Origin of the sequence: Streptomyces sp. NPDC086519 (assembly GCF_040686075.1) — a bacterium.
Lineage (GTDB): Bacteria > Actinomycetota > Actinomycetes > Streptomycetales > Streptomycetaceae > Streptomyces > Streptomyces shenzhenensis.
The window spans coordinates 233,070-253,008 of record NZ_JBFBJL010000001.1; the positions used below are offsets into that span (position 1 = coordinate 233,070).

Below are 19,939 nucleotides of genomic sequence, written 5' to 3' on the forward strand. Positions count from 1 at the left end.
TGAGGATGGAGCGGCCCCGCGGTGGGTGGTGCGGGGAAATCAGAGGGGGGTGCCGGGGGCTCAGACGGTCTTGCTGGTGGCGGTCGAGGCCTTCAGCAGGCGCAGCCTCGGCACGGGGCCGGTCTGACCGCCCCGGCGGTGCAGCGAGCGGGCCGCGTAGTCGCCGGCGAACTGGATGACCGAGATGACGACGGCGAGGATGGCGACCGTGATCCACATCAGCTCGGTCTCGAACCGCTGGTAGCCGTAGCGGATGGCGATGTCGCCGAGCCCGCCGGCGCCGACCGTGCCGGCCATGGCGGAGTAGCCGATGAGCGCGACGATCGTGGTCGTGGTGGAGGAGATGAGCGAGGGCAGCGACTCGGGTACGAGGACCTTGCGTACCACGGTCCAGGTGTTGCCGCCCATCGCCTGCACGGCCTCGACCAGGCCGCCGTCCACTTCGCGGACAGCCGTCTCGACCAGGCGGGCGAAGAACGGGATGGCGCCGATCGCGAGCGGCACGATGGCGGCCTCACGCCCGATGGTCGTGCCGGTGATCCAGCGGGTGAAGTTCATCAGCGCGACCATCAGGATGATGAAGGGCATCGAACGGGCGACGTTCACGATCTGCCCGATGACCTTGTTGGCCGGCATGTTCTGGAGCAGGCCGCCCCGGTCGGTGAGGACGAGCAGGACGCCGAGCGGCAGGCCGCCGACGACCGCGATCAGCGTGGACCAGCCGACCATGTAGAGCGTGTCCCCACACGCCTGGGACAGCAGCGGCCGCATCGCGGACCAGTCGGTCCAGGTCACCGGGCACCGTCCTTCGCCAGCAGGGCCTCCCGGCCCAGTACGTCGATCTGCAGGCCCTGCTCGCGCAGGAAGCCGATGGGCACCACGTTGTCCTCGTAGCGGCCGGGCAGTTCGATGCGCATCCGGCCGATCTGGAGGCCGCCGACGGTGTCGACGGCGGCGCCGAGGATCGATATGTCGATGTTGTAGGTGCGGGAGAGCTGGGAGATGACCGGCTGGGTGGCGGCCTCGCCGTGGAAGGTGACGTCGAGGACGGTGCGGTCGTCGCCGGAGGCCTCGCCGCCGACCGGGAAGAGCGCGGCGGCGAGTTCGGAGCCAGGGGTCGCGAGCAGCTCGCTGACGGTGCCGTGTTCGACGATCCGTCCCTTCTCCATGAGGGCGGCCGAGTCGCAGATCGTCTTCACGACGTCCATTTCGTGCGTGATGAGCAGGACGGTCAGGCCGAGCTGCCGGTTCAGGTCGCGCAGCAGCTGGAGGATGGAGCGGGTGGTCTCCGGGTCGAGGGCGCTGGTGGCCTCGTCGGAGAGCAGCACCCTGGGGTCGCCGGCGAGCGCGCGGGCGATGCCGACGCGCTGCTTCTGACCGCCGGAGAGCTGGGCCGGGTAGGCCTTCGCCTTGTCGGCGAGCCCGACGAGGTCGAGCAGCTCCAACGCTTTGGAGGAACGTTCCTTCCCCGACTTCCCGAGGATTTCGAGCGGCAGCTCGACGTTGTCCTGGACGGTCCGGGAGGACAGCAGGTTGAAGTGCTGGAAGACCATGCCGATCCGGCTGCGCGCCCGCCGCAGCTCCTTTCCGGCCCGGGGACCGCGCCCGGCGAGGGCGGTGAGGTCCCGCCCGTCCACCGTCACGGTGCCGGAGGTGGGGCGCTCCAGCAGGTTGACACAGCGGATCAGCGAGGACTTGCCGGCGCCGGACTGGCCGATGACGCCGTACACCTCGCCTTCGCGGACATGGAGATCGACGCCGTCGAGGGCGGTGATCTCGCGGCCGGGCGAGCTGTGGGACCGATAGATTTTCGTCAGGCCCGTTGTGGTGATCACGTGGGTTTCCGTCACTGTCGAGTGCGCGGGCATGGCTGTGCCCTGGCGCACGGGTGCGTTCGTTCAGGGACGCGGCACGGTTCTCGCAGGGGCGCTGAACCGGGGAGAACATGTGCGCGGGGGGGGCGGCGTGGGTCACATACGGGCGTCATGGCGTCGTACGGACATGCCACCGGTCTCGCTTCGGGGCGCGAGCTCTGGGGTGGTGCGGGGGCCCTCTAGAAGGCGCACATTCGACACGTACAACGAGCACCGGGCGTCATGGTCGCCTCGGTCGCAGGGGTGCGGTCGCTCGTCGTGGTCATGCGATCAGTAAACCAGACCTACGGTCCTGACAGGCCGCCGCTGTCCGCATACTGGACAGCGGCGGACGCCTGTCAGCCGCGGGCCGATATCTCGACGGCGCGGTCGGTGACCAGTGCGGACAAGGCCGAGAGGTCCCGCACCACGAGGTCCGCGTCCAGCTCGTGCGCCTCATGGGTTGTGGCCAACGCCACGGTGGTCATGCCGGCCGCGCGGCCCGCCTGGAGTCCGGCGGGGGCGTCCTCGAAGACCACGCAGTGCGCCGGGTCGACGTCGAGCCGGCGGGCGGCGAGGAGGTAGGGCTCGGGGTCGGGCTTGCCACGGGTGATGTCGTCGGCGCAGATCAGCGTCTTCGGCCGGATCCCGACCGCTTCCAGGCGGGCCTCGGCCAGCCGGCGGGTGGCGGACGTGACGACGGCCCAGCGGTCGGCGGGCAGGGAGTCGAGGAGGGCGGCGGTGCCGGGAAGCAGGCGGACACCGCCGTTGGGGACGTCCTCCACCTCCAGTTGTTCGATGCGGGCGACCGCCTCCGTCACGAGGGCCGCCGGGAGCAGGTCGGCGACGATGTCCGCGGCGGGCCGTCCGTGCAGTTCGACTCGGGCGAACTCCTCGGTGACGCCGTACTCCGCGGCCCAGAGGGTCCAGCAGCGCTCGACCGATTCGAGGGAGGAGACCAGGGTGCCGTCGTTGTCGAAAAGCAGGGCTTGTGCGTGGAGCGTCATGGTCCAGACCCTACGGTCCACGGCAGGGGCCGACGGCGTCGGGCCGTTTCGGCCGTAATAAGGTCACCGCATGCTCAATGCCCTGCTGCTGGTGACCGGAGTCGCCGCGCTGCTGCTCGCCGCGTGGTGCGGCTGGGCGGCGTACCGGGACCAGCCGACGAAGGACTGGCACTTCATCGGGATGGCCGTGGTGTCGGTGCTGGCGCTGATCCAACTGATCGCCGGGATCGTGCTGCTGGGGCGGGGCGAGAAGCCGGAGCAGGGGACGGTGATCTTCGTCGCCTATCTGCTGGGCGCGTTCGCGTGCGTCCCGGCCGCGGGGTTCATGTCGCTCGCCGAGCGGACGCGGTGGGGTTCCGTGACGGTCGCCGCGGGCGGTGTGGTGCTGGCCGTGCTGGAGGTGCGACTCTATGACATCTGGGGAGGGTGAGATGACGACTGTGGAAGAGAGGTCGAAGCGGCGGCGGCTGACCAGCGGGCCGGGGACGCTGCTGGTGTGGTTCTACGGCGTGATGGTCGTCGGCGCGGTGTCGCGGTCCGCGTACCAGATCGCGGCGGAGTTCGACCGGGCGCCGCTCGCGTACTCGCTGTCCGCCGTCGCCGGGGTGGTGTACGGGTTCATCACGTACACGTTGGTGAGGGGCGGCGAGACGGCCCGCAGGGTGGCGCAGGTGTGCTGCGCCGCCGAGCTCGCGGGGGTGTTGATCGTGGGTACGTGGACCCTCGTCGATCCTTCCGCGTTCCCGGATGCGACCGTGTGGTCGGACTACGGGATGGGATACGTGTTCATTCCCGTGCTGCTGCCGGTCTCCGCGTTGTACTGGTTGCGGAAGGGCGCCGAGGGGGCGGGAACCTGAGGAACCTGCGCGACTACCGGTGCGTTGTGGCTTGTCGCGCCCACGCGGCGGTAGTCGCACATCGGACGCAGCCCCGCGCCCCTGACGGGGCGCTTCGGCGAGGGGCGTCGAGAAGCTAGGCCGTTGTCGCGTATGTGCCGGCCGGCTTCTCCAGGACGATCATCGGGACGCCGTCCGCGCCCTTCGACGTGCCCACGGTTTCGTAGCCGACCCGGCGGTACAGGCGGAGGTTGCCCTCGCTGCGGTGGCCGGTGAACAGGCGGAACTTCTTGGCGCCCCGCTCCTCCTCCAGCGCCGCCTCGGCCGCGCGCAGCAGCCTCGCTCCGATTCCGTGGCCCTGGAGGCGGGGGTGGACGCAGAGTTTGCCGATGGCGGCGGCGCCGTCCTCGGTGACCGAGCCACGAACCGAGCCGACGACCTCCTCGCCGAGCCGGGCGACGAAGACGCAGTCGGTGGCGAGTTCCTGGCGGACCGAGTCGAGGCTCTGGACGAGCGGGTCGATGCGATAGTTGCCGTACAGCGCCGCCTCACTCTGGAAGCACAGGTACTGGAGCCTGAAGATCTGCTCTGCATCCTGCTCGGTCGCCACCGAGATGGTCACGCTCATGCCCATGTGCGCACGCCTCCCGCTCACCTGATCACCTGTCGTCCTCACTCCTATCCCCGCGCTTCGCGGGGTGCAACCTCCGGCGTCAACAATCGGCGCAGACATCCCAGACATCTGGAACGTTCCGGGCCAATACTGCCCTGTGAGATACCCAACTCCCCCGCGATCTCCGGGTATGTCAGGTCCTTCGGGGAGAGCAGGGCCTCGAGGAGACGGGGGCAGCGGCCGGGCAGGCGGGCCACCGCCTCGCGCAGGGCGCGGTGGCGGGCGGTGGTGAGGACGCGTTGTTCGGGGGTGGGGGTGGCCGGGTCGGCGGGGTCGGTGGCATAGGGGCGTTCCCGGCGGGAGGTACGGCGGGTGCGGCGGGACTCGGCGCGGACCGCCCGGCGCAGCCAGTCCTCGGGGGCGCGGGGTGGGCCGTGGGTCGCCAGGCGTTCCAGGAGGCGCAGCCAGACGGTCTGTTCCAGGTCGCGGGGGTCGCATCCGGACGCATGTGCCTCGGCCGAGGCTTCGGCGGTGAGCAGCGGGCGCAGGGCGGTGACCAGGTCGTGCGTCATGTGCGAAACGACGCGGCCGCCCCGGGGCGGGTTGCCGGGGCGGCCGGGAGAGACCCCGAACGGGGTGCGGGGGCTCAGCCGTTGACGAAGTCGGCGCGGGCCAGCAGCGCGGTGTCGGCGTTGTCGGTGAAGACGCCGTCGATGCCGGTCTCGAAGTACTTCCGGAAGACGGGGAACACGTCGCCATAGGCGTCCGCGGCGCTGCCCTTGCGGTAGGCCGGGGGCAGGAAGGGGTTCTCGTTGCGCATGGTGTACGGGTGGAGGATCAGGCCCACCTTGTGGGCGTCCGCGACCAGCGTGCTCGGCGTGGTGAGGTCGCCGCCCGCGTCCTTGGGGATGACCAGGTCGAGGGTCGGGCCGATGCCCTGCGCGTAACCGGCGATCTCCCGCAGGCCCTTCGGCGTGATCAGGTCGGCGACCGTGCGCGGGTCGCCCGTCGCGACGAAGTCGTAGGGCCGTGTGCCGGCGGCGGAGAGCAGCACCACCAGCGGGTTGTCGAGCAGCGTGTTCAGGCGCTGGATGCTGGACGGCTCGAAGGACTGCAGGATGACCGGCGAGTTCCGCTTGTCCTTGCCGTACTTGCGCAGCAGCTTGGCGACCCGCTCCTCAAGACCGAGGCCGAGGCCGCGGAAGTAGGTGGGGTGCTTGGTCTCGGGGTAGATCCAGACCTGCTTGCCGCGCTTGCGGGTCTGCTCGTCCTGCCACTTGAGGACTTCCTCGAAGGTGGGGATCTCCCAGCGGCCGTTGTAGAGCGTGTTGTGCGGGCGGTTGGCCGGGATGCGCTCGATCGCGCGCAGCGTCTTCAGTTCGGCGAGCGTGAAGTCCTCGGTGAACCAGCCGGTGGTGGGCACGCCGTCCAGCGTCTTGGTGGTCTTGCGGTCGGCGAACTCCTTGTGGTCGGCCACGTCCGTGGTGCCGCCGATCTCCGGCTCGTGGCGGCAGACCAGGTGGCCGTCCTTGGTGGGGACGAGGTCGCCGGCCTCGACGACGTCGGTGCCGAGGTCCAGGGCGAGGTTGTAGGAGCCGAAGGTGTGCTCCGGGCGGTAGCCGCTGGAGCCCCGGTGGCCGATGATCGTCGGCTTGGGAAGGCTCTTCAGGCCGCTGTTGCCGTGGCCGGCCGGGCCGGCCTCGGCCGCCCTGGCCGCACCGGGCAGCCCGAGGACCGCGCCGCCGGCCCCGAGCACCGCGGCGCCGAGCAGCGCCCGCCGTCCGGTCGTACCGTTCACCTGCGTCCGCTTGTCCGAGTCGTGCGTGTTCATGAGCGCTCTCCTGACCTTCGCCCTTCGATGCCGGCTGATCGTAGGGCGGCGCATGTGGCCGAAGGGAGACCGCCGACCCAACGGCCGGATGACGCCGTATGGCTGATGGGCGGCGAGTGGTGACGGCCCGTCGGCGACTTCCGTCACATCGCCGGGCGGCCGCCGCGACCCGACTGCGGGGCGTCACCGCAGGTAAACCAGCGTCAACAGTATGTAAGACCTCGGTGAACCCGCCGTTCCCGATGTGCGCTTCCCATGGAGCCGCGAGTAATGTCCTCACCTGCAAAGACTCATACCGCCCCTCGACATCGGAGGACCCGTTGTCCCGCTTCGCGCTCATCAAGGCAGTGCTCGGACCGATCATGCGCCTGATGTTCCGCCCCCAGGTGGAGGGCGTGGAGCACATCCCGGGGGACGGCCCGGTCATCCTCGCCGGAAACCACCTCACGTTCATCGATTCGATGATCCTTCCGCTCGTGAGCAAGCGGCAGGTGTTCTTCATCGGCAAGGACGAGTACGTCACCGGGAAGGGCTTCAAGGGCCGGCTGATGGCCTGGTTCTTCACCGGTGTCGGCATGATCCCGGTGGACCGGGACGGCGCGAGCGGCGGGGTCGCGGCGCTGATGACCGGCAAGCGGATCCTGGACGAGGGCAAGATCTTCGGGATCTACCCGGAGGGCACCCGTTCCCCCGACGGCCGGCTCTACCGGGGCCGTACCGGCATCGCGCGGCTGACGCTGATGACCGGCGCGCCGGTGGTGCCGTTCGCGATGATCGGCACGGACAAGCTTCAGCCGGGCGGCGCGGGCATCCCGCGGCCCGGCAAGGTCACCGTCCGGTTCGGTGCGGCCATGGAGTTCTCGCGGTACGAGGGGATGGACCGGGACCGCTACGTGCTGCGGGCCGTGACCGACTCGGTGATGGCCGAGGTGATGCGGCTGTCCGGCCAGGAGTACGTGGACATGTACGCCACGAAGGCGAAGGCCGCCTGACGGCACGGTACGGCCGGCACTCTTTCGGCCCAGGGGCACGGACCGGTGGTCCGTGCCCTTCTGTCTGCCATCTGTCTGCCATCTGCCTGACGCCCGTCCGGGGTCCGCCTGCTGGTGGAATCTGCCCCGACACATCAGTCATTCATTCGCATTTACCGGCCATATGGGCACACAGCATGTCTTATTCAGATATGCAGAAACCTTCTCGGCGTACCCTGCTCCGTGCTCCGTTCGCTGCCGCCGGCGCGGGGCTTCTCGCGGCGTGTAGCGACTTCGGCCCCGAATCCCGTTCGGGCCCGCAACACACGGCCGGCACCGCGGCGTTCGTCCCGCAGGGACCCAAGGGGTACGTCAACCCGTCGGACCCAGAGGTGCTCGCGACCGAGCGGAAGCGAGGATCCGGCCCCGTCCGCATGATCCGGTTCACGGCCGCCAGGAGCATGCTGGACCTGGGCGGCCGGTCGGTTCACAGCTGGGCGTACAACGAGTCGATCCCGGGGCCGCTGGTCCGCGTCACCGCCGGTGACGTGCTCAGCCTGACCCTCTCCAACCAACTCACCGAGAAGACCACACTGCACGCCCACGGGGTGCGGCTGCGCTGCGACATGGACGGTGTTCCGGACCTGACCCAGTCCCCCATCGCGCCGGGGACGGACTTCATCTACCGGTTCGTCGCCGCCCACCCGGGTACGTATCTGCTGCACTCGCACGTCGGCATGCAGCCCGACCGGGCCCTCTACGCGCCGCTGATCGTCGACGACCCGAAGGAGCCGCTCGCCTACGACCAGGAGTGGGTCGTCGTCCTGGACGACTGGGTCGACGACATCGAGGGCTCCAGCCCCGAGCTGGTGCTCGATCAGCTCAAGCCGGGCGGGGCCATGGCGATGAAGATGGGCATGGGCATGGGCCCCGGCCCCGGCAGCCCGAGCCCCCACGGATCGGCGCACGCGTCCGCCTCGCCGTCCAAGTCCAAGTCCAGGTCCAAGACGCCGTCGGGCCCCGACCGGGTGCTGCACAACTCCCACAGCGCTCTGCTCCACGGCGAGGGCGGCAACGTCGCCTACCCGCACTACCTGGCCAACGGGCGCCTGCGCACCGACCCCTCCGTCTTCCGCTGCCGCCCCGGCGACCGGGTCCGGATCCGCCTCATCAACGCGGGCTCCGAGACGGCCTTCCGGGTCGCGCTCGGCGGCCACGCCATGACCGTCACCCACACCGACGGCTATCCCGTGCAGCACAGGAAGACCGACGCGCTGCTCATCGGCATGGCCGAGCGGTACGACGTCCTCGTCACCGCCAAGGACGGCGTCTTCCCGCTCGTCGCACTCGCCGAGGGCAAGAAGGGCAAGGCGCTCGCGATCCTCCGCACCGACAAGGGGAGAAGCCTTCCGGCGCCGGATGTCCGCCCGGCCGAACTGGACCGCGAGATCGTACCGGCGCGCCGCCTGCTGCCGGCCGAGTCCGTCGCCATGGACGACCGGGTCCCCGACCGCGACCTGCTCATCAGGATCACGGGGACGATGGAGAGGTACGACTGGGGGTTCGACCACAAGCAGTACGACGTGCGGGAACGGCATGCGGTGCGGGCCGGGGAGCGGGTGCGGCTGACGCTCGTCAACGCGACCGACATGTGGCATCCGATGCATCTGCACGGGCATACGTTCTCGGTCACCGGGATCAGCTCGGCGGGAGCGCGCAAGGACACCACGATCGTGCTGCCGCATCGCAAGCTGGTGCTCGACTTCGATGCCGACAACCCGGGGTTGTGGATGCTGCACTGTCACAACCAGTACCACTCGGAGAGCGGGATGATGACGGTGTTGGGTTACAAGAAGTGAGGAATGCTCGGCTTCGATGGTGTTTCGGGCGCGGGTGCGTGGGGGCTGTATCGCGCCCGCGCGGCGGTAGCCGCACATCGGATACAGCCCCGCGCCCCTTACGGGGCGCTGCCTCATAGGGGCGTTCAAAGTTTCTGGTTCTTCAGGAGGAACCAGGCCGCCGCTGCCGTTGCCAGCAGGACTGCGGCGCCCGCGCCCGAGGCCAGGTGGAGGCCGTGGGTGAAGGAGTCGCGGGCAGCGGTCAGCATCGTGGTCGCGGCGGGGGCGGGCATGGTCGTCGATGCCTCCACCGCCGCGCCCAGCGATTCGTGGGCGGCGGCCGGGGTGCCCGGCGGGGCCGTGAACCCGCGGTAGACGCCCGTCACGATCGAGCCGAGCAGGGCGATGCCCAGCGCCGCGCCCAGTTCGTACGCCGTCTCGGAGACCGCCGAGGCGGCGCCGGCCTGGTCCTTGGGGACGCTGGAGAGGATGACGTCCGCCGTGACCGTGAAGGAGAAGCCCGCGCCGACGCCGACCACCAGGAGAGCGGCGCCGAGGACCGGGTAACCGGTGGACCGCGAGAGGGTGGTCAGGGCCGCCAGCGCCACGCCCACGGCCGCCAGGCCGCCGGAGACCACCGCCCGGACCGAGTAACGGCGGGCCGCGCGGCCGGCCACCAGGCCCGCCGTCACCGCGCCGACGGCGGCCGGGAGTTCGGCGAGGCCCGCCTCGAACGGGTGCCTGCCCTGGACCAGTTGCAGGTACTGGGAGAGGAAGAACACCAGGCCCGACATGCCGAGCACGGTCAGCAGGTCGGCCAGGACCGCGCCGCTGAAGCCGCGGTTGCGGAACAGCCGCATGTCCAGCAGGGGCCTGGGCATCGTGAGCTGGCGGCGGACGAAGCCGTGGAGGGCCGCGCTGCCGAGGAGGGCGGCGGCCGCGGTCACGCCGGTGAGGCCGTGGGCCGCGGCCTCCTTCACCGCGTACACGACGGCGATCATGCCGACCAGCGACAGCACGACGCTGAGCAGGTCCCAGGGGCCGGGGTCGGGGTTACGGGACTCGGGGAGCGTCCTGACGCCGACGAGGACCAGGACCACCATCACCGGCAGGTTGATCAGGAAGACCGAGCCCCACCAGAAGTGTTCGAGCAGGAAGCCGCCCGCGATCGGGCCGACGGCCGTACCGGCCGAGGCCACCGCGCCCCAGATGCCGACGGCGAGACTGCGCTCGCGCGGGTCGTGGAAGAGGTTGCGGATCAGGGCGAGGGTGGCGGGCATCAGGGTCGCGCCCGCGACGCCGAGCAGGGCGCGGGCCGCGATCAGCATCCCGGGGGTCGTCGCGTAGGCGTTCAGGACGGATACCGCGCCGAACGCCGTGGCGCCGACGAGCAGGATCCGCTTGCGGCCGATGCGGTCGCCGAGGCTGCCCATCGAGACCAGCAGACCGGCGATGACGAACGAGTACACGTCGCCGATCCAGAGCAGCTGGGTGCCGGAGGGATTGAGGTCTTCACTGATGTAGGGGGTCGCGAGACCGAGGACGGTCGCGTCGACGGCCACCAGCAGCACGGCGAGCACGAGGGCGGAGAGCGCGAGCCAGCGGCCCGGCCGCTTCTCCTCCGTCTCCGTCACGCGCGCCGGCTGCAGGGTGCTGGTCATGATTCCTCTCTTCGTAGTGCGCCGCCGAGCAACAACTCGACGATCATGTGGGTGAAGTCCTTGCGGGCGACCCGGCCTTCGGAGACCGCCCAGGCGGCGGAGGCCAGCAGGCCGTACAGCGCCTCGGTGAGCCAGGCGGGCGTGAGGTCGATACGGAACTCGCCGCTCTGCTGACCGCGTCTGAAGAGGGCCGCGACACGGTCGTCGATCCGCGTCCAGCCCTGGTTCTGTTCCTCGCCCTCGAACAGCTGGTTCTCGGTGTAGAGGAAGGCGAGCAGGCCGGCGGCCGGTTCGATCTCGCGGACCAGGCGGTGTACGGCGTCGGTCGCGGGGCCCTCGTCCAGGCGGGCCGCGTCCAGGGCCGCCTCGCACTCCTCGATGCCGAGCGCCTCCAGCGCGCGCACGAGCGCGTCGCGTCCCGCGAAGTGCCGGTGCAGGGTGGCCCGGCTGATGCCGGCGGCCCTGGCGACCTCGTCCATGGTCGCGGTGGATTTGCGGGTCAGCAGGGCGGCTGCGCTGCGCAGGACGTGGTCACGGTCGAGGGCCATGAGACAAGAATAACCCAGGTGAGACATTCATGTCTCACCTGGGCCGTGCATGACTCTTGAAAGGCTGGTCGGAGGTGGTTCCGCGTCAGTGCCAGGGCAGGCTGCCGCGTCGCTCCCAGTAGGCGCGCGGCTCCTCGACCAGGGTGGCGAGGCGGCTCAGCTGGTCCGCGTCGAGGTCGACCACGGCCGCGTGCAGGTTGGAGGCGAGCTGGGCGATCGTCGCCGCGCCGGAGAGGACGACGCCGGCCCAGGGCTGGCGGAGTACGACCGCGAGGGCGACGGCGTCACAGCCCAGGCCGGTCTCCTCGGCCACCGCCCGCACGACGTCGGGGGCGTGCGGGGCGGCCAGGCGGCCGTTGGCCATGCCCTCCTTCACGATCACCGTCAGTCCGGCGTCGTGCGCCTCGGCGAGCGCGGGGCCCGCCGAGGTCTCCAGCGCGTTGTACGTCGACTGGACGGTACGGAAGAGGGGCTCGCCGTCGACCGTGACGGCGAGGGCGGCGCGGATGGCGTCGGCCTGCGCGGGGCCGCTGGTGGAGAAGCCGATGGTGATACCGGTGGCGGCCGCCTCGGCGAGGCGGGCGTGGAGTTCCTTGTCGGTGAGCGCGGGGCTGTCCGGGGTCACCGAGTGGATCTGGTAGAGGTCGAGGCGGTCGCCGAGCAGCTCGGCGGTCTCGGCCCGCTGCCGGTCGTAGGTCTGGACGCTGTGGTCCTTGACCTCGTGGGTCTCGGCGTCCGCGGACCAGCCGGCCGTGTAGGTGTAGCCCCACTTGCTGCCGATGACCACGTCGTCGATGCCGGGGCGAGCGGTCAGCCAGTCGGCCAGGAACTCCTCGCTGCGGCCGTAGGAGCGGGCCACGTCGAAGTAGCGGACGCCCTGGGCGTAGGCGGCGTCGAGGAGTTCGTGGGTCCGGGTGCGGAGCGCGGCTACGCTGCGATCAGTGCCGAGGTCCTCTTCACGGCCGAGGTTGATGTAGCCGGGGCGGCCGACCGCGGCGAGGCCGAGGCCGATGTGGCAGGTGGGAGTTGTTGCTGTCGCCAGTCGGGCGAAGGGCATCGCGGGCTCCGTCGGGTCGGCTCCGGTTCGGCTCCTGACCAACGTAACCCGCGACGGCCTTCGCCCCGGAACGCGGGCGGCGCGGTGTGTTGGCGGGTGCGCACGCGTGGTGGCTGGTCGCGCCCACGCGGCGGAGCCGCATGTCGACTACGCCCCGCGGCCCTTGCGGGGCGCGGCCCCAGGGGTGCTTGGTCAGATCTGCTTCTTGGCCTGCGCCCACTCGCGCTGGACCGTCACATTCGCCTTGACCTCCGCCAGTTGTACCGCCACCGCGCTCGGTGCCGTGCCGCCGCGGCCGTCGCGGGAGGCGAGGGCACCCGGGACGTTGAGGACCGTGCGCACCTCGGGGGTCAGGTGGGCGGAGATCTTGGCGAACTGGTCGTCGGTCAGCTCGTCGAGTTCCTTGTTCTCGGCCTCCGCCGCCTTGACGCACTCGCCGGCCACCTCGTGCGCGACACGGAACGGCACACCCTGCTTGACCAGCCACTCCGCGATGTCGGTGGCGAGGGAGAAGCCGGCCGGGGCCAGTTCCTCCATGCGCTCGCGGTTGACGGTGAGGGTGGCCATCATGCCGGTGAAGGCCGGGAGCAGGACCTCCAGCTGGTCGCAGGAGTCGAAGACCGGCTCCTTGTCCTCCTGGAGGTCCCGGTTGTAGGCGAGGGGCAGCGCCTTGAGGGTGGCCATGAGACCGGTCAGGTTGCCGATCAGGCGGCCGGACTTGCCGCGGGCCAGCTCCGCGATGTCGGGGTTCTTCTTCTGGGGCATGATCGACGAGCCGGTGGAGAACGCGTCGTGCAGGGTCACGAAGGAGAACTCCTTCGTGTTCCAGATGATGACCTCCTCCGCGATGCGGGAGAGGTTCACGCCGATCATCGCGGTGATGAAGGCGAACTCCGCCACGAAGTCGCGGGAGGCCGTGCCGTCGATGGAGTTGCCGACGCTGCCGTGCTCGAAGCCGAGGTCGGCGGCGACCGCCTCCGGGTCCAGGCCGAGGGAGGAGCCCGCGAGGGCGCCGGAGCCGTACGGGGAGACCGCCGTGCGCTCGTCCCACTGGCGCAGCCGCTCGGCGTCCCGGGACAGGGACTGGACGTGGGCCAGGACATGGTGGGCGAAGAGGACCGGCTGGGCGTGCTGGAGATGGGTGCGGCCGGGCATCGCCACGTCCGGGTGGGCCTCGGCGAGGCCGATCAGGGCGTCCTGGAGGTCGGCGATCAGGCCGCCGATGGTGCGGGCGTGGTCCCGCAGGTACATCCGGAAGAGGGTCGCCACCTGGTCGTTGCGGGACCGGCCGGCGCGCAGCTTGCCGCCGAGGTCGGGGCCGAGACGCTCCAGGAGACCGCGCTCCAGAGCGGTGTGGACGTCCTCGTCGGCGATCGTGCCCACGAAGGATCCGTCGGCGACGTCGGCTTCGAGCTGGTCGAGACCGGCGATCATGCGCTGGAGCTCGTCCTCGGTGAGCAGGCCCGCCTTGTGCAGCACGCGCGCGTGGGCACGCGAACCGGCGATGTCGTAGGGCGCGAGCCGCCAGTCGAAGTGGACGGACGCGGACAGTTTCGCCAGGGCCTCGGCGGGACCGTCGGCGAAACGTCCGCCCCAGAGCCGTACGTCACCGCTGTTGCTGCTCACTTGCGTTGCTCCTAGAGAGGGTTGACGGGTAGCCGGGATCCTTGCACATCCAGGCGAGGTCTACGTCGGGCTATGCCCGCAGCTGACGCTGCGCCGCGATCTTCGACGAGAGGCTGTAGATGTCGATGAAGCCCTTGGCCGCGGCCTGGTCGAAGGTGTCGCCGGTGTCGTAGGTGGCGAGGTTGAAGTCGTAGAGGGAGGCCTCGGAGCGGCGGCCGGTGACCACCGCGCGGCCGCCGTGCAGGGTCATCCGGATGTCTCCGGTGACGTGCTGGTTCGCCTCGTTGACGAAGCCGTCCAGGGCGCGCTTGAGCGGGGAGAACCACTGGCCGTCGTAGACGAGTTCGCCCCAGCGCTGCTCCACCTGCCGCTTGTAGCGGGCGAGTTCACGCTCGACGGTGACGTTCTCCAGCTCCTGGTGGGCGGTGATGAGCGCGATCGCGCCAGGGGCCTCGTACACCTCGCGGGACTTGATGCCGACGAGACGGTCCTCGACCATGTCGATACGGCCGATGCCCTGGGCACCCGCGCGCTCGTTCAGTTCCTGGACGGCCTGGAGCACGGTGACCGGCCTGCCGTCGATCGCGACCGGGGCGCCCGCCTCGAAGGTGACGACCACCTCGTCGGCCTCGCGCGGGGTGGCGGGGTTCTGTGTGTACTCGTAGATGTCCTCGATGGGGCCGTTCCAGATGTCTTCCAGGAAGCCGGTCTCGACGGCGCGGCCGAAGACGTTCTGGTCGATGGAGTACGGGGACTTCTTGGTGGTCGCGACCGGGAGGCGCTTCGCCTCGCAGAAGGCGATGGCCTTGTCGCGGGTCATCGCGAAGTCACGGACCGGGGCGATGCAGGTCAGGTCGGGGGCGAGGGCGGCGATGCCGGCCTCGAAGCGGACCTGGTCGTTGCCCTTGCCGGTGCAGCCGTGGGCGACCGTGGTGGCGCCGTGCTTGCGGGCCGCGGCGACCAGGTGCCTGACGATGGCCGGCCGGGAGAGGGCGGAGACCAGCGGGTAGCGGTCCATGTAGAGGGCGTTGGCCTTGATCGCCGGGAGGCAGTACTCGTCGGCGAACTCGTCCCTGGCGTCGGCGACCTCCGCCTCGACCGCGCCGCAGGCCAGCGCGCGCTTGCGGATGACGTCCAGGTCCTCGCCCCCCTGGCCGACGTCCACCGCGACGGCGACGACCTCGGCGCCCGTCTCCTCGGCGATCCAGCCGATGGCGACGGAGGTGTCCAGCCCGCCGGAGTAGGCGAGTACGACGCGCTCGGTCATGGGTCCCTCCTCACGTACGTCCGCTATGCATGAGTATGCAGAGCACTGCATGATTCGTCAATCCGGGGGGGTTCCTCGGACGGATGCGAAAAAGGTTTGAACAAACGAAACCGCTTGCCCGTACCCATCCCTGAACGCTGGCGCCGCGTTGGTAAACCCACCCTGACCCAAGTGAGGCATCCGCATGTCCAGGGCTCTTCCGAAGTACAACAAGCGTCGCGTCGTGCTCATCGGCGGTGCCGCCGCCGTGGCCCTGTCCGGCGCGGTCATCGCCGGTTCGGCCCTCGCCGGTACGCCCGGCCAGAGCAGTGGCACGAGCAACGCGCGCACCCTCGCCGCCTCGCCCGGCACCATCACCTGCCCGGACGTCGCCTCCCGGCTCCCGGCGATCCCCGCCTCCGCGCAGGCGGAGGTCGCCCGCAACCTCACCCTGCTCCAGACGCAGATCCAGGAGGCCAACAAGCGGCTGGTCGACACGGTGGGCCAGGGTGGCCCCAACTTCGTGAACAACGCGATCCTCGGTCCCCTCAAGGACAAGCGTGTGGCCACCATCAACCGGATCGCGACCGCGATCGGCCGTACGGCCGCCAAGCCGACCGGCCTGGACTCGCTGGCGCCGTGCACTCTGAACGCGAGCGGAACCGGCACGAACACGGGCAGCGGTACGGCGACGGGCACCGCCACCGCCACGCCGAGCACGGCCGCGACCCAGCAGCAGTCCACGGGCAGCACCGGCAGCACGAACAACAGCGCCGTGGGCACCATCACCTGCCCGGACGTCGCCTCCCGGCTCCCGGCGATCCCCGCCTCCGCGCAGGCGGAGGTCGCCCGCAACCTCACCCTGCTCCAGACGCAGATCCAGGAGGCCAACAACCGGCTCCAGAGCACGGTCGGCCAGGGCGGGCCCAACTTCGTGCAGAATGCGATCCTCGGCCCGCTGGCGGACAAGCGGAAGTCGACCATCGACCGCATCGCCATCGCGATCGGCCGGACGTCGGCCAAGCCGACCGGCCTCGACTCCCTGGCCGCCTGCACGCTCACCAAGTGACGTGACAGGCAGCTGTGGCCGCCCCGTGTACAGCGCCGGCCGGGGCGGCCGCAGTGGGGCGTGTCCGGATCGCGGAACTCCTCAGCCGTGCGAAGTAAGTGCGCCGATAATTTCCAGGTATGGGAAAGACCTATGAGCGCATCGACGGCAGGCTCCGCACGTTCATCGAGGAACAGCCCCTGTTCTTCACCGCCACCGCCCCGCTCGCGGGCGACGGCACGGTCAACCTCTCCCCCAAGGGCCTCAAGGGCTCCTTCGCGGTGCTCGACGAACTGACGCTGGCCTACCTGGACTTCGCGGGCTCCAACGCCGAGACCGTCGCCCATCTGCGGGAGAACGGCCGCATCACCCTGATGTGGTGCGCGTTCCAGGGCCCGCCGAACATCGTGCGGGTGCACGGCCGCGGCGAGGCGGTCTTCCGCGACGACCCGCGCTTCCCGGAACTCCTCACCCGTTTCCCGGACATCGACCCGACCCGGCACGGCCTGCGCGCGATCATCGTCGTGCACGCCGAACTCGTCCGGGACAGCTGCGGTTACGCGGTCCCCTACATGGCGTACGAGGCCGACCGTGAGCTGCACGAGAAGCGCTTCGCACGCGAGGACGACGCCTCACTGAGCGCGTACTTCGAGAAGAAGGACCACATCGCGGTGAGCCTGGACGGCCTACCCGGGCTGCCGCTGCCGCTGCCTCCGTCTACCGTCTGAGCCATGCGTCCAGGCGTCGTCACCCTTGTCTCCGCTTCCTTGCTGCTGCTCGGTGCGGCACCGGGGGCCGGGGATCCGCTCCCGCTGCCCGCCCGGATGGCCGACACCGGCGGCGGCAGCCAGCTGATCACCGCGGAGGCCCCCGCGCTGAGCTCGGCCTCGGGGACCTTGACCTGGTGGGAGCGGCGGGACGGGGCATGGGCGCAGGTGGGATCGGCCGCCGCGCGGTTCGGCGCGAAGGGGCTGGTCGAGGGGGCCGAGCGGAAACAGGGTACGAACACGACGCCGACGGGGCTGTACGACCTTCCGTTCGGCTTCGGCATCCAGGCGGCGCCGGCCGGGACCGCCGTCGAGTACCGGCCGGTGACGGCGGACTCGTGGTGGTGCCAGGACAACGACTCGGCCTCCTACAACCGCTGGACCGAGCCGTTGCCCTCCGACTGCCGGGCCGCCGAGTCGGAGAAGCTGTCGTCGTACCCGACGCAGTACGGGTACGCGCTGGTGATCGGGTTCAACTACCGGCAGCCGGTGCGGGGGCGGGGGGCCGGAATCTTCCTGCACGTCAACGGGGCGGGGGCCACGGCGGGGTGCGTGTCCGTGCCCGAGGACGCGATGCGGCGGATTCTGCAGTGGGCGGATCCGAGGAAGGCGCCGCATATCGCTGTCGGGACTGTGGGCGGGGATACGGGGCTCACCCGGTATTGAGGTTGCGGTTGCGCCGCGGGGGTACGCGATGTGGTGGCGGGTGCGGGCCGTCTTGGGCTGATCGCGCAGTTCCCCGCGCCCCTAGGGAGTAGCAGTTGCTGCCAGCCTCACGGTGAACGTCGTTGATCCTGGAGTGCTCTCCAGAACCACCTTCCCACCATGCGCCTCCACCACCGCCGCCACGATCGACAGGCCCAGGCCCGCGCCGCCGCCGGGAGCATCCGCGCGGCGGCGGTGTTCGGCTCGGGTGAAGCGTTCGAAGACGCCGGGCTGGATGTCCTTCGGGACGCCGGGGCCGTCGTCGTGGACCCGGAGGACCGCTGTACGGTCCTCCTTTTCCAGGGTCACCGTCACCTTCGTGCCGGCCGGTGTGTGCAGACGGGCGTTGGCCAGCAGGTTGGCCAGGACCTGGTGCAGACGGTGGGTGTCGCCGGTCACCGTCACCGGTTCCTCGGGGAGGTCCAGGGTCCAGCGGTGGTCGGGGCCCGCGGCGCGGGCGTCCGTGACCACGTCCAGGATCAGGTGGGTCAGGTCGACCGGCTGGCTCTCCAGGGGGCGGCCGGCGTCCAGGCGGGCCAGCAGGAGGAGGTCGTCGACCATCTCGCCCATGCGGGAGGACTCGGCGGCGATGCGCTGCAGGGCCCGGGTGATCTCGGGGGGTACCGGACCCGGGTGCAGCAGCGCCAGTTCCGCGTGGCCGCGGACCGAGGCGACCGGGGTGCGCAGCTCGTGGCTGGCGTCGGCCGCGAAGGTGCGCAGGCGCTCCTCGCTGGCGTGGCGTTTGGTGAGCGCGTCCTCGACGTGGCGCAGCATGCGGTTGAAGGCGGTGGCCATCCGGCCCACCTCGCTGCGGGGGTCGGACTCCGGGGCGCGGGGCGGCAGGGCCACCTCGCCGCTGGCGAGCGGGAGCTCGCTGACCCGGGTGGCCGTGTCCGCGACACGGCTCAGCGGGCGCAGGGACCAGCGGACCCAGAGGGCGCCGGCCACCCCGGCCACGGCGAGGGCCAGGCCGAAGACGACGGCGGCGACCAGTTCCAGGCGGTGCACGGCGGCCCGTACCGGTTCCAGGGGCAGTCCGATGATCAGGACGTCGCCGTCTCGGCCCGCCCAGGCCAGCAACCGGTAGCCGCCGATCGAGGCGAGGTGGACCGAGTGGCCACGGCCGTCCACCGGCAGTTCGGCGAGGGCCGCGCGGTCGCGGGCCGTGAGGCCGACGGTCAGGTCCGGGTCGTCGTCGGCGGGGATGAGGGCCGCGTTGGTGACGTGCCCCTTCACCAGGCGGGCGCCGAAGGTGCCGGCGGCCTGGCGGCGGGTGTCCCCGTGCTCGTCGCCGTCCCGGTCGCTGGGCCTGAACTGCCCGTGTTCGAGGGACTGCGGGAAGCTCGCGCCGGTCTGCTGGAGCTGCTGGTCGATGCGGCCGGTGAGAAAGCCGTTGAGCTCGATCACGGCCGCGACGCCCACCGCCGCGCAGCTCACCGCGAGCAGCACGACCAGGCCCGTGGTGAGGCGGGCGCGGAGGGTGCGGGGGCGGGGCAGGTGCCGGAGCCGTCGTAGCAGGTTCATTTGGTCACCGGTTTGAGGACGTACCCGGCGCCGCGGACCGTGTGGATCATGGGCTCACGGCCCGCGTCCACCTTCTTGCGCAGGTAGGAGATGTACAGCTCGACGACGTGGGCGCGGCCGCCGAAGTCGTAGGACCAGACGCGGTCGAGGATCTGCGCCTTGCTGAGGACGCGGCGCGGGTTGCGCATCAGGAAGCGGAGGAGTTCGAACTCGGTCGGGGAGAGCTCGATCAGCTCGCCGGCCCGGGTCACCTCGCGGGCCTCCTCGTCCATGGTCAGATCGCCGACGATCAGCCGGGGGCCGTCCTCCTCCTGCTGGCGTGCCATGCCGGCCCGGCGCAGCAGTCCGCGCAGCCGGGCGACCACCTCCTCCAGACTGAAGGGCTTGGTGACGTAGTCGTCGCCGCCCGCGGTGATGCCGGCGATGCGGTCCTCGACGGCGTCCCGGGCGGTGAGAAAGAGCACACAGACGTCCGGCTTGACCCCGTGCAGCGAGCGGAGCACGGCGAAGCCGTCGGTGTCCGGGAGCATCACGTCCAGGACCACCGCGTCCGGCATCAGCTCCCGGGCCGCGGCCAGCGCACCGGCACCGTCGCCGGCCGCGCGGACCTCCCAGCCCTCGTAGCGCAGGGCACCGGTGAGGACCTCCGCGAGGTCGGGGTCGTCGTCGACGACGAGAACGCGGAGCGGGGTGCCGTCGGGGCGGGTGAGGGCGGGTCGGCCGGAGCGGGTCGTGTTCATCGCGTCTACCAGCATCCCTCCTCCCAGGAGCAAGGAGAGGCCCCGGGCGCTCTGAGTTTCCTCTGAGC

20 protein-coding genes are annotated in these 19,939 nt (G+C 70.7%); 7 read left to right on the forward strand and 13 right to left on the reverse strand.

All coding sequences use genetic code 11. The features are described 5' to 3' along the window. Window positions 1–60 precede the first annotated feature (60 nt). From AB0P24_RS01070 to AB0P24_RS01080, 3 genes are all read right to left on the reverse strand, one after another. Window positions 61–771, reverse strand: coding sequence for a methionine ABC transporter permease (locus tag AB0P24_RS01070; protein ID WP_365790154.1), 711 nt, complete (start codon window positions 769–771; stop codon window positions 61–63). A 20-nt stretch (window positions 772–791) separates the two neighbouring features. Beyond that, a complete protein-coding gene (locus AB0P24_RS01075) occupies window positions 792–1,835 on the reverse strand; it encodes an ATP-binding cassette domain-containing protein (protein ID WP_365789707.1) in 1,044 nt (347 codons plus the stop codon). A gap of 377 nt (window positions 1,836–2,212) precedes the next feature. After that, window positions 2,213–2,860, reverse strand: coding sequence for an HAD family hydrolase (locus AB0P24_RS01080; RefSeq protein WP_365789709.1), 648 nt, complete (start codon window positions 2,858–2,860; stop codon window positions 2,213–2,215). A gap of 70 nt (window positions 2,861–2,930) precedes the next feature. Between AB0P24_RS01080 and AB0P24_RS01085 the strand changes: the two genes are divergently transcribed. Both AB0P24_RS01085 and AB0P24_RS01090 read left to right on the forward strand, forming a co-directional pair. Beyond that, window positions 2,931–3,290, forward strand: coding sequence for a hypothetical protein (locus AB0P24_RS01085; protein ID WP_365789711.1), 360 nt, complete (start codon window positions 2,931–2,933; stop codon window positions 3,288–3,290). A gap of 1 nt (window position 3,291) precedes the next feature. Then, window positions 3,292–3,717, forward strand: coding sequence for a hypothetical protein (locus AB0P24_RS01090; protein ID WP_365789713.1), 426 nt, complete (start codon window positions 3,292–3,294; stop codon window positions 3,715–3,717). 115 nt (window positions 3,718–3,832) lie between these two features. On the opposite strand, the gene AB0P24_RS01095 is transcribed toward AB0P24_RS01090, so the two are convergent. The 3 genes from AB0P24_RS01095 to AB0P24_RS01105 all read right to left on the reverse strand — a co-directional run bounded on the left by AB0P24_RS01095 (window position 3,833) and on the right by AB0P24_RS01105 (window position 6,140). After that, window positions 3,833–4,330: a GNAT family N-acetyltransferase gene (locus AB0P24_RS01095; RefSeq protein WP_365790157.1), complete on the reverse strand. Its 498-nt coding sequence runs from the start codon at window positions 4,328–4,330 to the stop codon at window positions 3,833–3,835. A gap of 44 nt (window positions 4,331–4,374) precedes the next feature. Beyond that, entirely contained in the window at window positions 4,375–4,881 is a 507-nt protein-coding gene (locus tag AB0P24_RS01100; RefSeq protein ID WP_365789715.1) for a sigma-70 family RNA polymerase sigma factor, read from the reverse strand. Between the two features lie 74 nt (window positions 4,882–4,955). After that, the gene (locus AB0P24_RS01105) at window positions 4,956–6,140 is read right to left on the reverse strand and encodes a glycerophosphodiester phosphodiesterase (RefSeq protein ID WP_365789717.1); all 1,185 of its coding nucleotides are present in this window, start codon (window positions 6,138–6,140) and stop codon (window positions 4,956–4,958) included. A 320-nt stretch (window positions 6,141–6,460) separates the two neighbouring features. On the opposite strand from AB0P24_RS01105, the gene AB0P24_RS01110 reads away from it, so the two are divergent. Further along, window positions 6,461–7,132, forward strand: a complete 672-nt coding sequence (locus AB0P24_RS01110) for a lysophospholipid acyltransferase family protein (protein ID WP_181807805.1) — start codon at window positions 6,461–6,463, stop codon at window positions 7,130–7,132. Window positions 7,133–7,323: 191 nt separating this feature from the next. Further along, window positions 7,324–8,970, forward strand: a complete 1,647-nt coding sequence (locus tag AB0P24_RS01115; RefSeq protein ID WP_365789719.1) for a multicopper oxidase family protein — start codon at window positions 7,324–7,326, stop codon at window positions 8,968–8,970. A gap of 125 nt (window positions 8,971–9,095) precedes the next feature. Here the strand turns inward: AB0P24_RS01115 and AB0P24_RS01120 are convergent, their stop codons facing one another. The 5 genes from AB0P24_RS01120 to AB0P24_RS01140 form a co-directional block, all read right to left on the reverse strand. Further along, entirely contained in the window at window positions 9,096–10,610 is a 1,515-nt protein-coding gene (locus AB0P24_RS01120) for an MFS transporter (protein ID WP_365789721.1), read from the reverse strand. Next, window positions 10,607–11,158: a helix-turn-helix domain-containing protein gene (locus tag AB0P24_RS01125; RefSeq protein ID WP_365789723.1), complete on the reverse strand. Its 552-nt coding sequence runs from the start codon at window positions 11,156–11,158 to the stop codon at window positions 10,607–10,609. Before AB0P24_RS01125 ends, AB0P24_RS01120 begins: the two co-directional genes overlap by 4 nt. A gap of 85 nt (window positions 11,159–11,243) precedes the next feature. Beyond that, window positions 11,244–12,215 carry an aldo/keto reductase gene (locus AB0P24_RS01130; protein WP_365789726.1) on the reverse strand — a complete coding sequence of 324 codons (972 nt, stop codon included), beginning with the start codon at window positions 12,213–12,215 and terminating at the stop codon, window positions 11,244–11,246. Window positions 12,216–12,407: 192 nt separating this feature from the next. Next, window positions 12,408–13,841, reverse strand: a complete 1,434-nt coding sequence (gene argH / locus AB0P24_RS01135; protein ID WP_365789728.1) for an argininosuccinate lyase — start codon at window positions 13,839–13,841, stop codon at window positions 12,408–12,410. 70 nt (window positions 13,842–13,911) lie between these two features. Beyond that, complete coding sequence (locus AB0P24_RS01140) at window positions 13,912–15,108, reverse strand: argininosuccinate synthase (protein ID WP_365789730.1); 1,197 nt, start codon at window positions 15,106–15,108, stop codon at window positions 13,912–13,914. Window positions 15,109–15,292: 184 nt separating this feature from the next. Here AB0P24_RS01140 and AB0P24_RS01145 point away from each other — a divergent pair, with 184 nt between their 5' ends. From AB0P24_RS01145 to AB0P24_RS01155, 3 genes are all read left to right on the forward strand, one after another. Beyond that, window positions 15,293–16,156: a hypothetical protein gene (locus AB0P24_RS01145; protein WP_365789732.1), complete on the forward strand. Its 864-nt coding sequence runs from the start codon at window positions 15,293–15,295 to the stop codon at window positions 16,154–16,156. Window positions 16,157–16,275: 119 nt separating this feature from the next. Next, window positions 16,276–16,863 (forward strand): pyridoxamine 5'-phosphate oxidase family protein, encoded by a 588-nt coding sequence (locus tag AB0P24_RS01150; protein ID WP_365789734.1) that lies wholly within the window; start codon window positions 16,276–16,278, stop codon window positions 16,861–16,863. A gap of 3 nt (window positions 16,864–16,866) precedes the next feature. Beyond that, window positions 16,867–17,568 (forward strand): L,D-transpeptidase family protein, encoded by a 702-nt coding sequence (locus AB0P24_RS01155; RefSeq protein WP_365789736.1) that lies wholly within the window; start codon window positions 16,867–16,869, stop codon window positions 17,566–17,568. A gap of 81 nt (window positions 17,569–17,649) precedes the next feature. On the opposite strand, the gene AB0P24_RS01160 is transcribed toward AB0P24_RS01155, so the two are convergent. Together AB0P24_RS01160 and AB0P24_RS01165 are read right to left on the reverse strand one after the other, a co-directional pair. Beyond that, window positions 17,650–19,131, reverse strand: a complete 1,482-nt coding sequence (locus tag AB0P24_RS01160; protein WP_365789738.1) for a HAMP domain-containing sensor histidine kinase — start codon at window positions 19,129–19,131, stop codon at window positions 17,650–17,652. Continuing rightward, entirely contained in the window at window positions 19,128–19,871 is a 744-nt protein-coding gene (locus AB0P24_RS01165; protein WP_365790159.1) for a response regulator transcription factor, read from the reverse strand. Before AB0P24_RS01165 ends, AB0P24_RS01160 begins: the two co-directional genes overlap by 4 nt. Window positions 19,872–19,939: the final 68 nt, after the last annotated feature.

What these genes read in the sequence shown, in the direction of transcription:
- AB0P24_RS01095 (WP_365790157.1), bottom strand. Translation starts at nt 4,330, where the DNA reads ATGGGCATGAGCGTGACCATCTCGGTGGCGACCGAGCAGGATGCAGAG.
- AB0P24_RS01080 (WP_365789709.1), bottom strand. Translation starts at nt 2,860, where the DNA reads ATGACGCTCCACGCACAAGCCCTGCTTTTCGACAACGACGGCACCCTG.
- AB0P24_RS01115 (WP_365789719.1), top strand. Translation starts at nt 7,324, where the DNA reads ATGCAGAAACCTTCTCGGCGTACCCTGCTCCGTGCTCCGTTCGCTGCC.
- AB0P24_RS01070 (WP_365790154.1), bottom strand. Translation starts at nt 771, where the DNA reads ATGCGGCCGCTGCTGTCCCAGGCGTGTGGGGACACGCTCTACATGGTC.
- AB0P24_RS01105 (WP_365789717.1), bottom strand. Translation starts at nt 6,140, where the DNA reads ATGAACACGCACGACTCGGACAAGCGGACGCAGGTGAACGGTACGACC.
- AB0P24_RS01160 (WP_365789738.1), bottom strand. Translation starts at nt 19,131, where the DNA reads ATGAACCTGCTACGACGGCTCCGGCACCTGCCCCGCCCCCGCACCCTC.
- AB0P24_RS01125 (WP_365789723.1), bottom strand. Translation starts at nt 11,158, where the DNA reads ATGGCCCTCGACCGTGACCACGTCCTGCGCAGCGCAGCCGCCCTGCTG.
- AB0P24_RS01150 (WP_365789734.1), top strand. Translation starts at nt 16,276, where the DNA reads ATGGGAAAGACCTATGAGCGCATCGACGGCAGGCTCCGCACGTTCATC.
- AB0P24_RS01165 (WP_365790159.1), bottom strand. Translation starts at nt 19,871, where the DNA reads ATGAACACGACCCGCTCCGGCCGACCCGCCCTCACCCGCCCCGACGGC.
- AB0P24_RS01120 (WP_365789721.1), bottom strand. Translation starts at nt 10,610, where the DNA reads ATGACCAGCACCCTGCAGCCGGCGCGCGTGACGGAGACGGAGGAGAAG.
- AB0P24_RS01145 (WP_365789732.1), top strand. Translation starts at nt 15,293, where the DNA reads ATGTCCAGGGCTCTTCCGAAGTACAACAAGCGTCGCGTCGTGCTCATC.
- AB0P24_RS01090 (WP_365789713.1), top strand. Translation starts at nt 3,292, where the DNA reads ATGACGACTGTGGAAGAGAGGTCGAAGCGGCGGCGGCTGACCAGCGGG.
- AB0P24_RS01140 (WP_365789730.1), bottom strand. Translation starts at nt 15,108, where the DNA reads ATGACCGAGCGCGTCGTACTCGCCTACTCCGGCGGGCTGGACACCTCC.
- AB0P24_RS01130 (WP_365789726.1), bottom strand. Translation starts at nt 12,215, where the DNA reads ATGCCCTTCGCCCGACTGGCGACAGCAACAACTCCCACCTGCCACATC.
- AB0P24_RS01155 (WP_365789736.1), top strand. Translation starts at nt 16,867, where the DNA reads ATGCGTCCAGGCGTCGTCACCCTTGTCTCCGCTTCCTTGCTGCTGCTC.
- AB0P24_RS01100 (WP_365789715.1), bottom strand. Translation starts at nt 4,881, where the DNA reads ATGACGCACGACCTGGTCACCGCCCTGCGCCCGCTGCTCACCGCCGAA.
- AB0P24_RS01085 (WP_365789711.1), top strand. Translation starts at nt 2,931, where the DNA reads ATGCTCAATGCCCTGCTGCTGGTGACCGGAGTCGCCGCGCTGCTGCTC.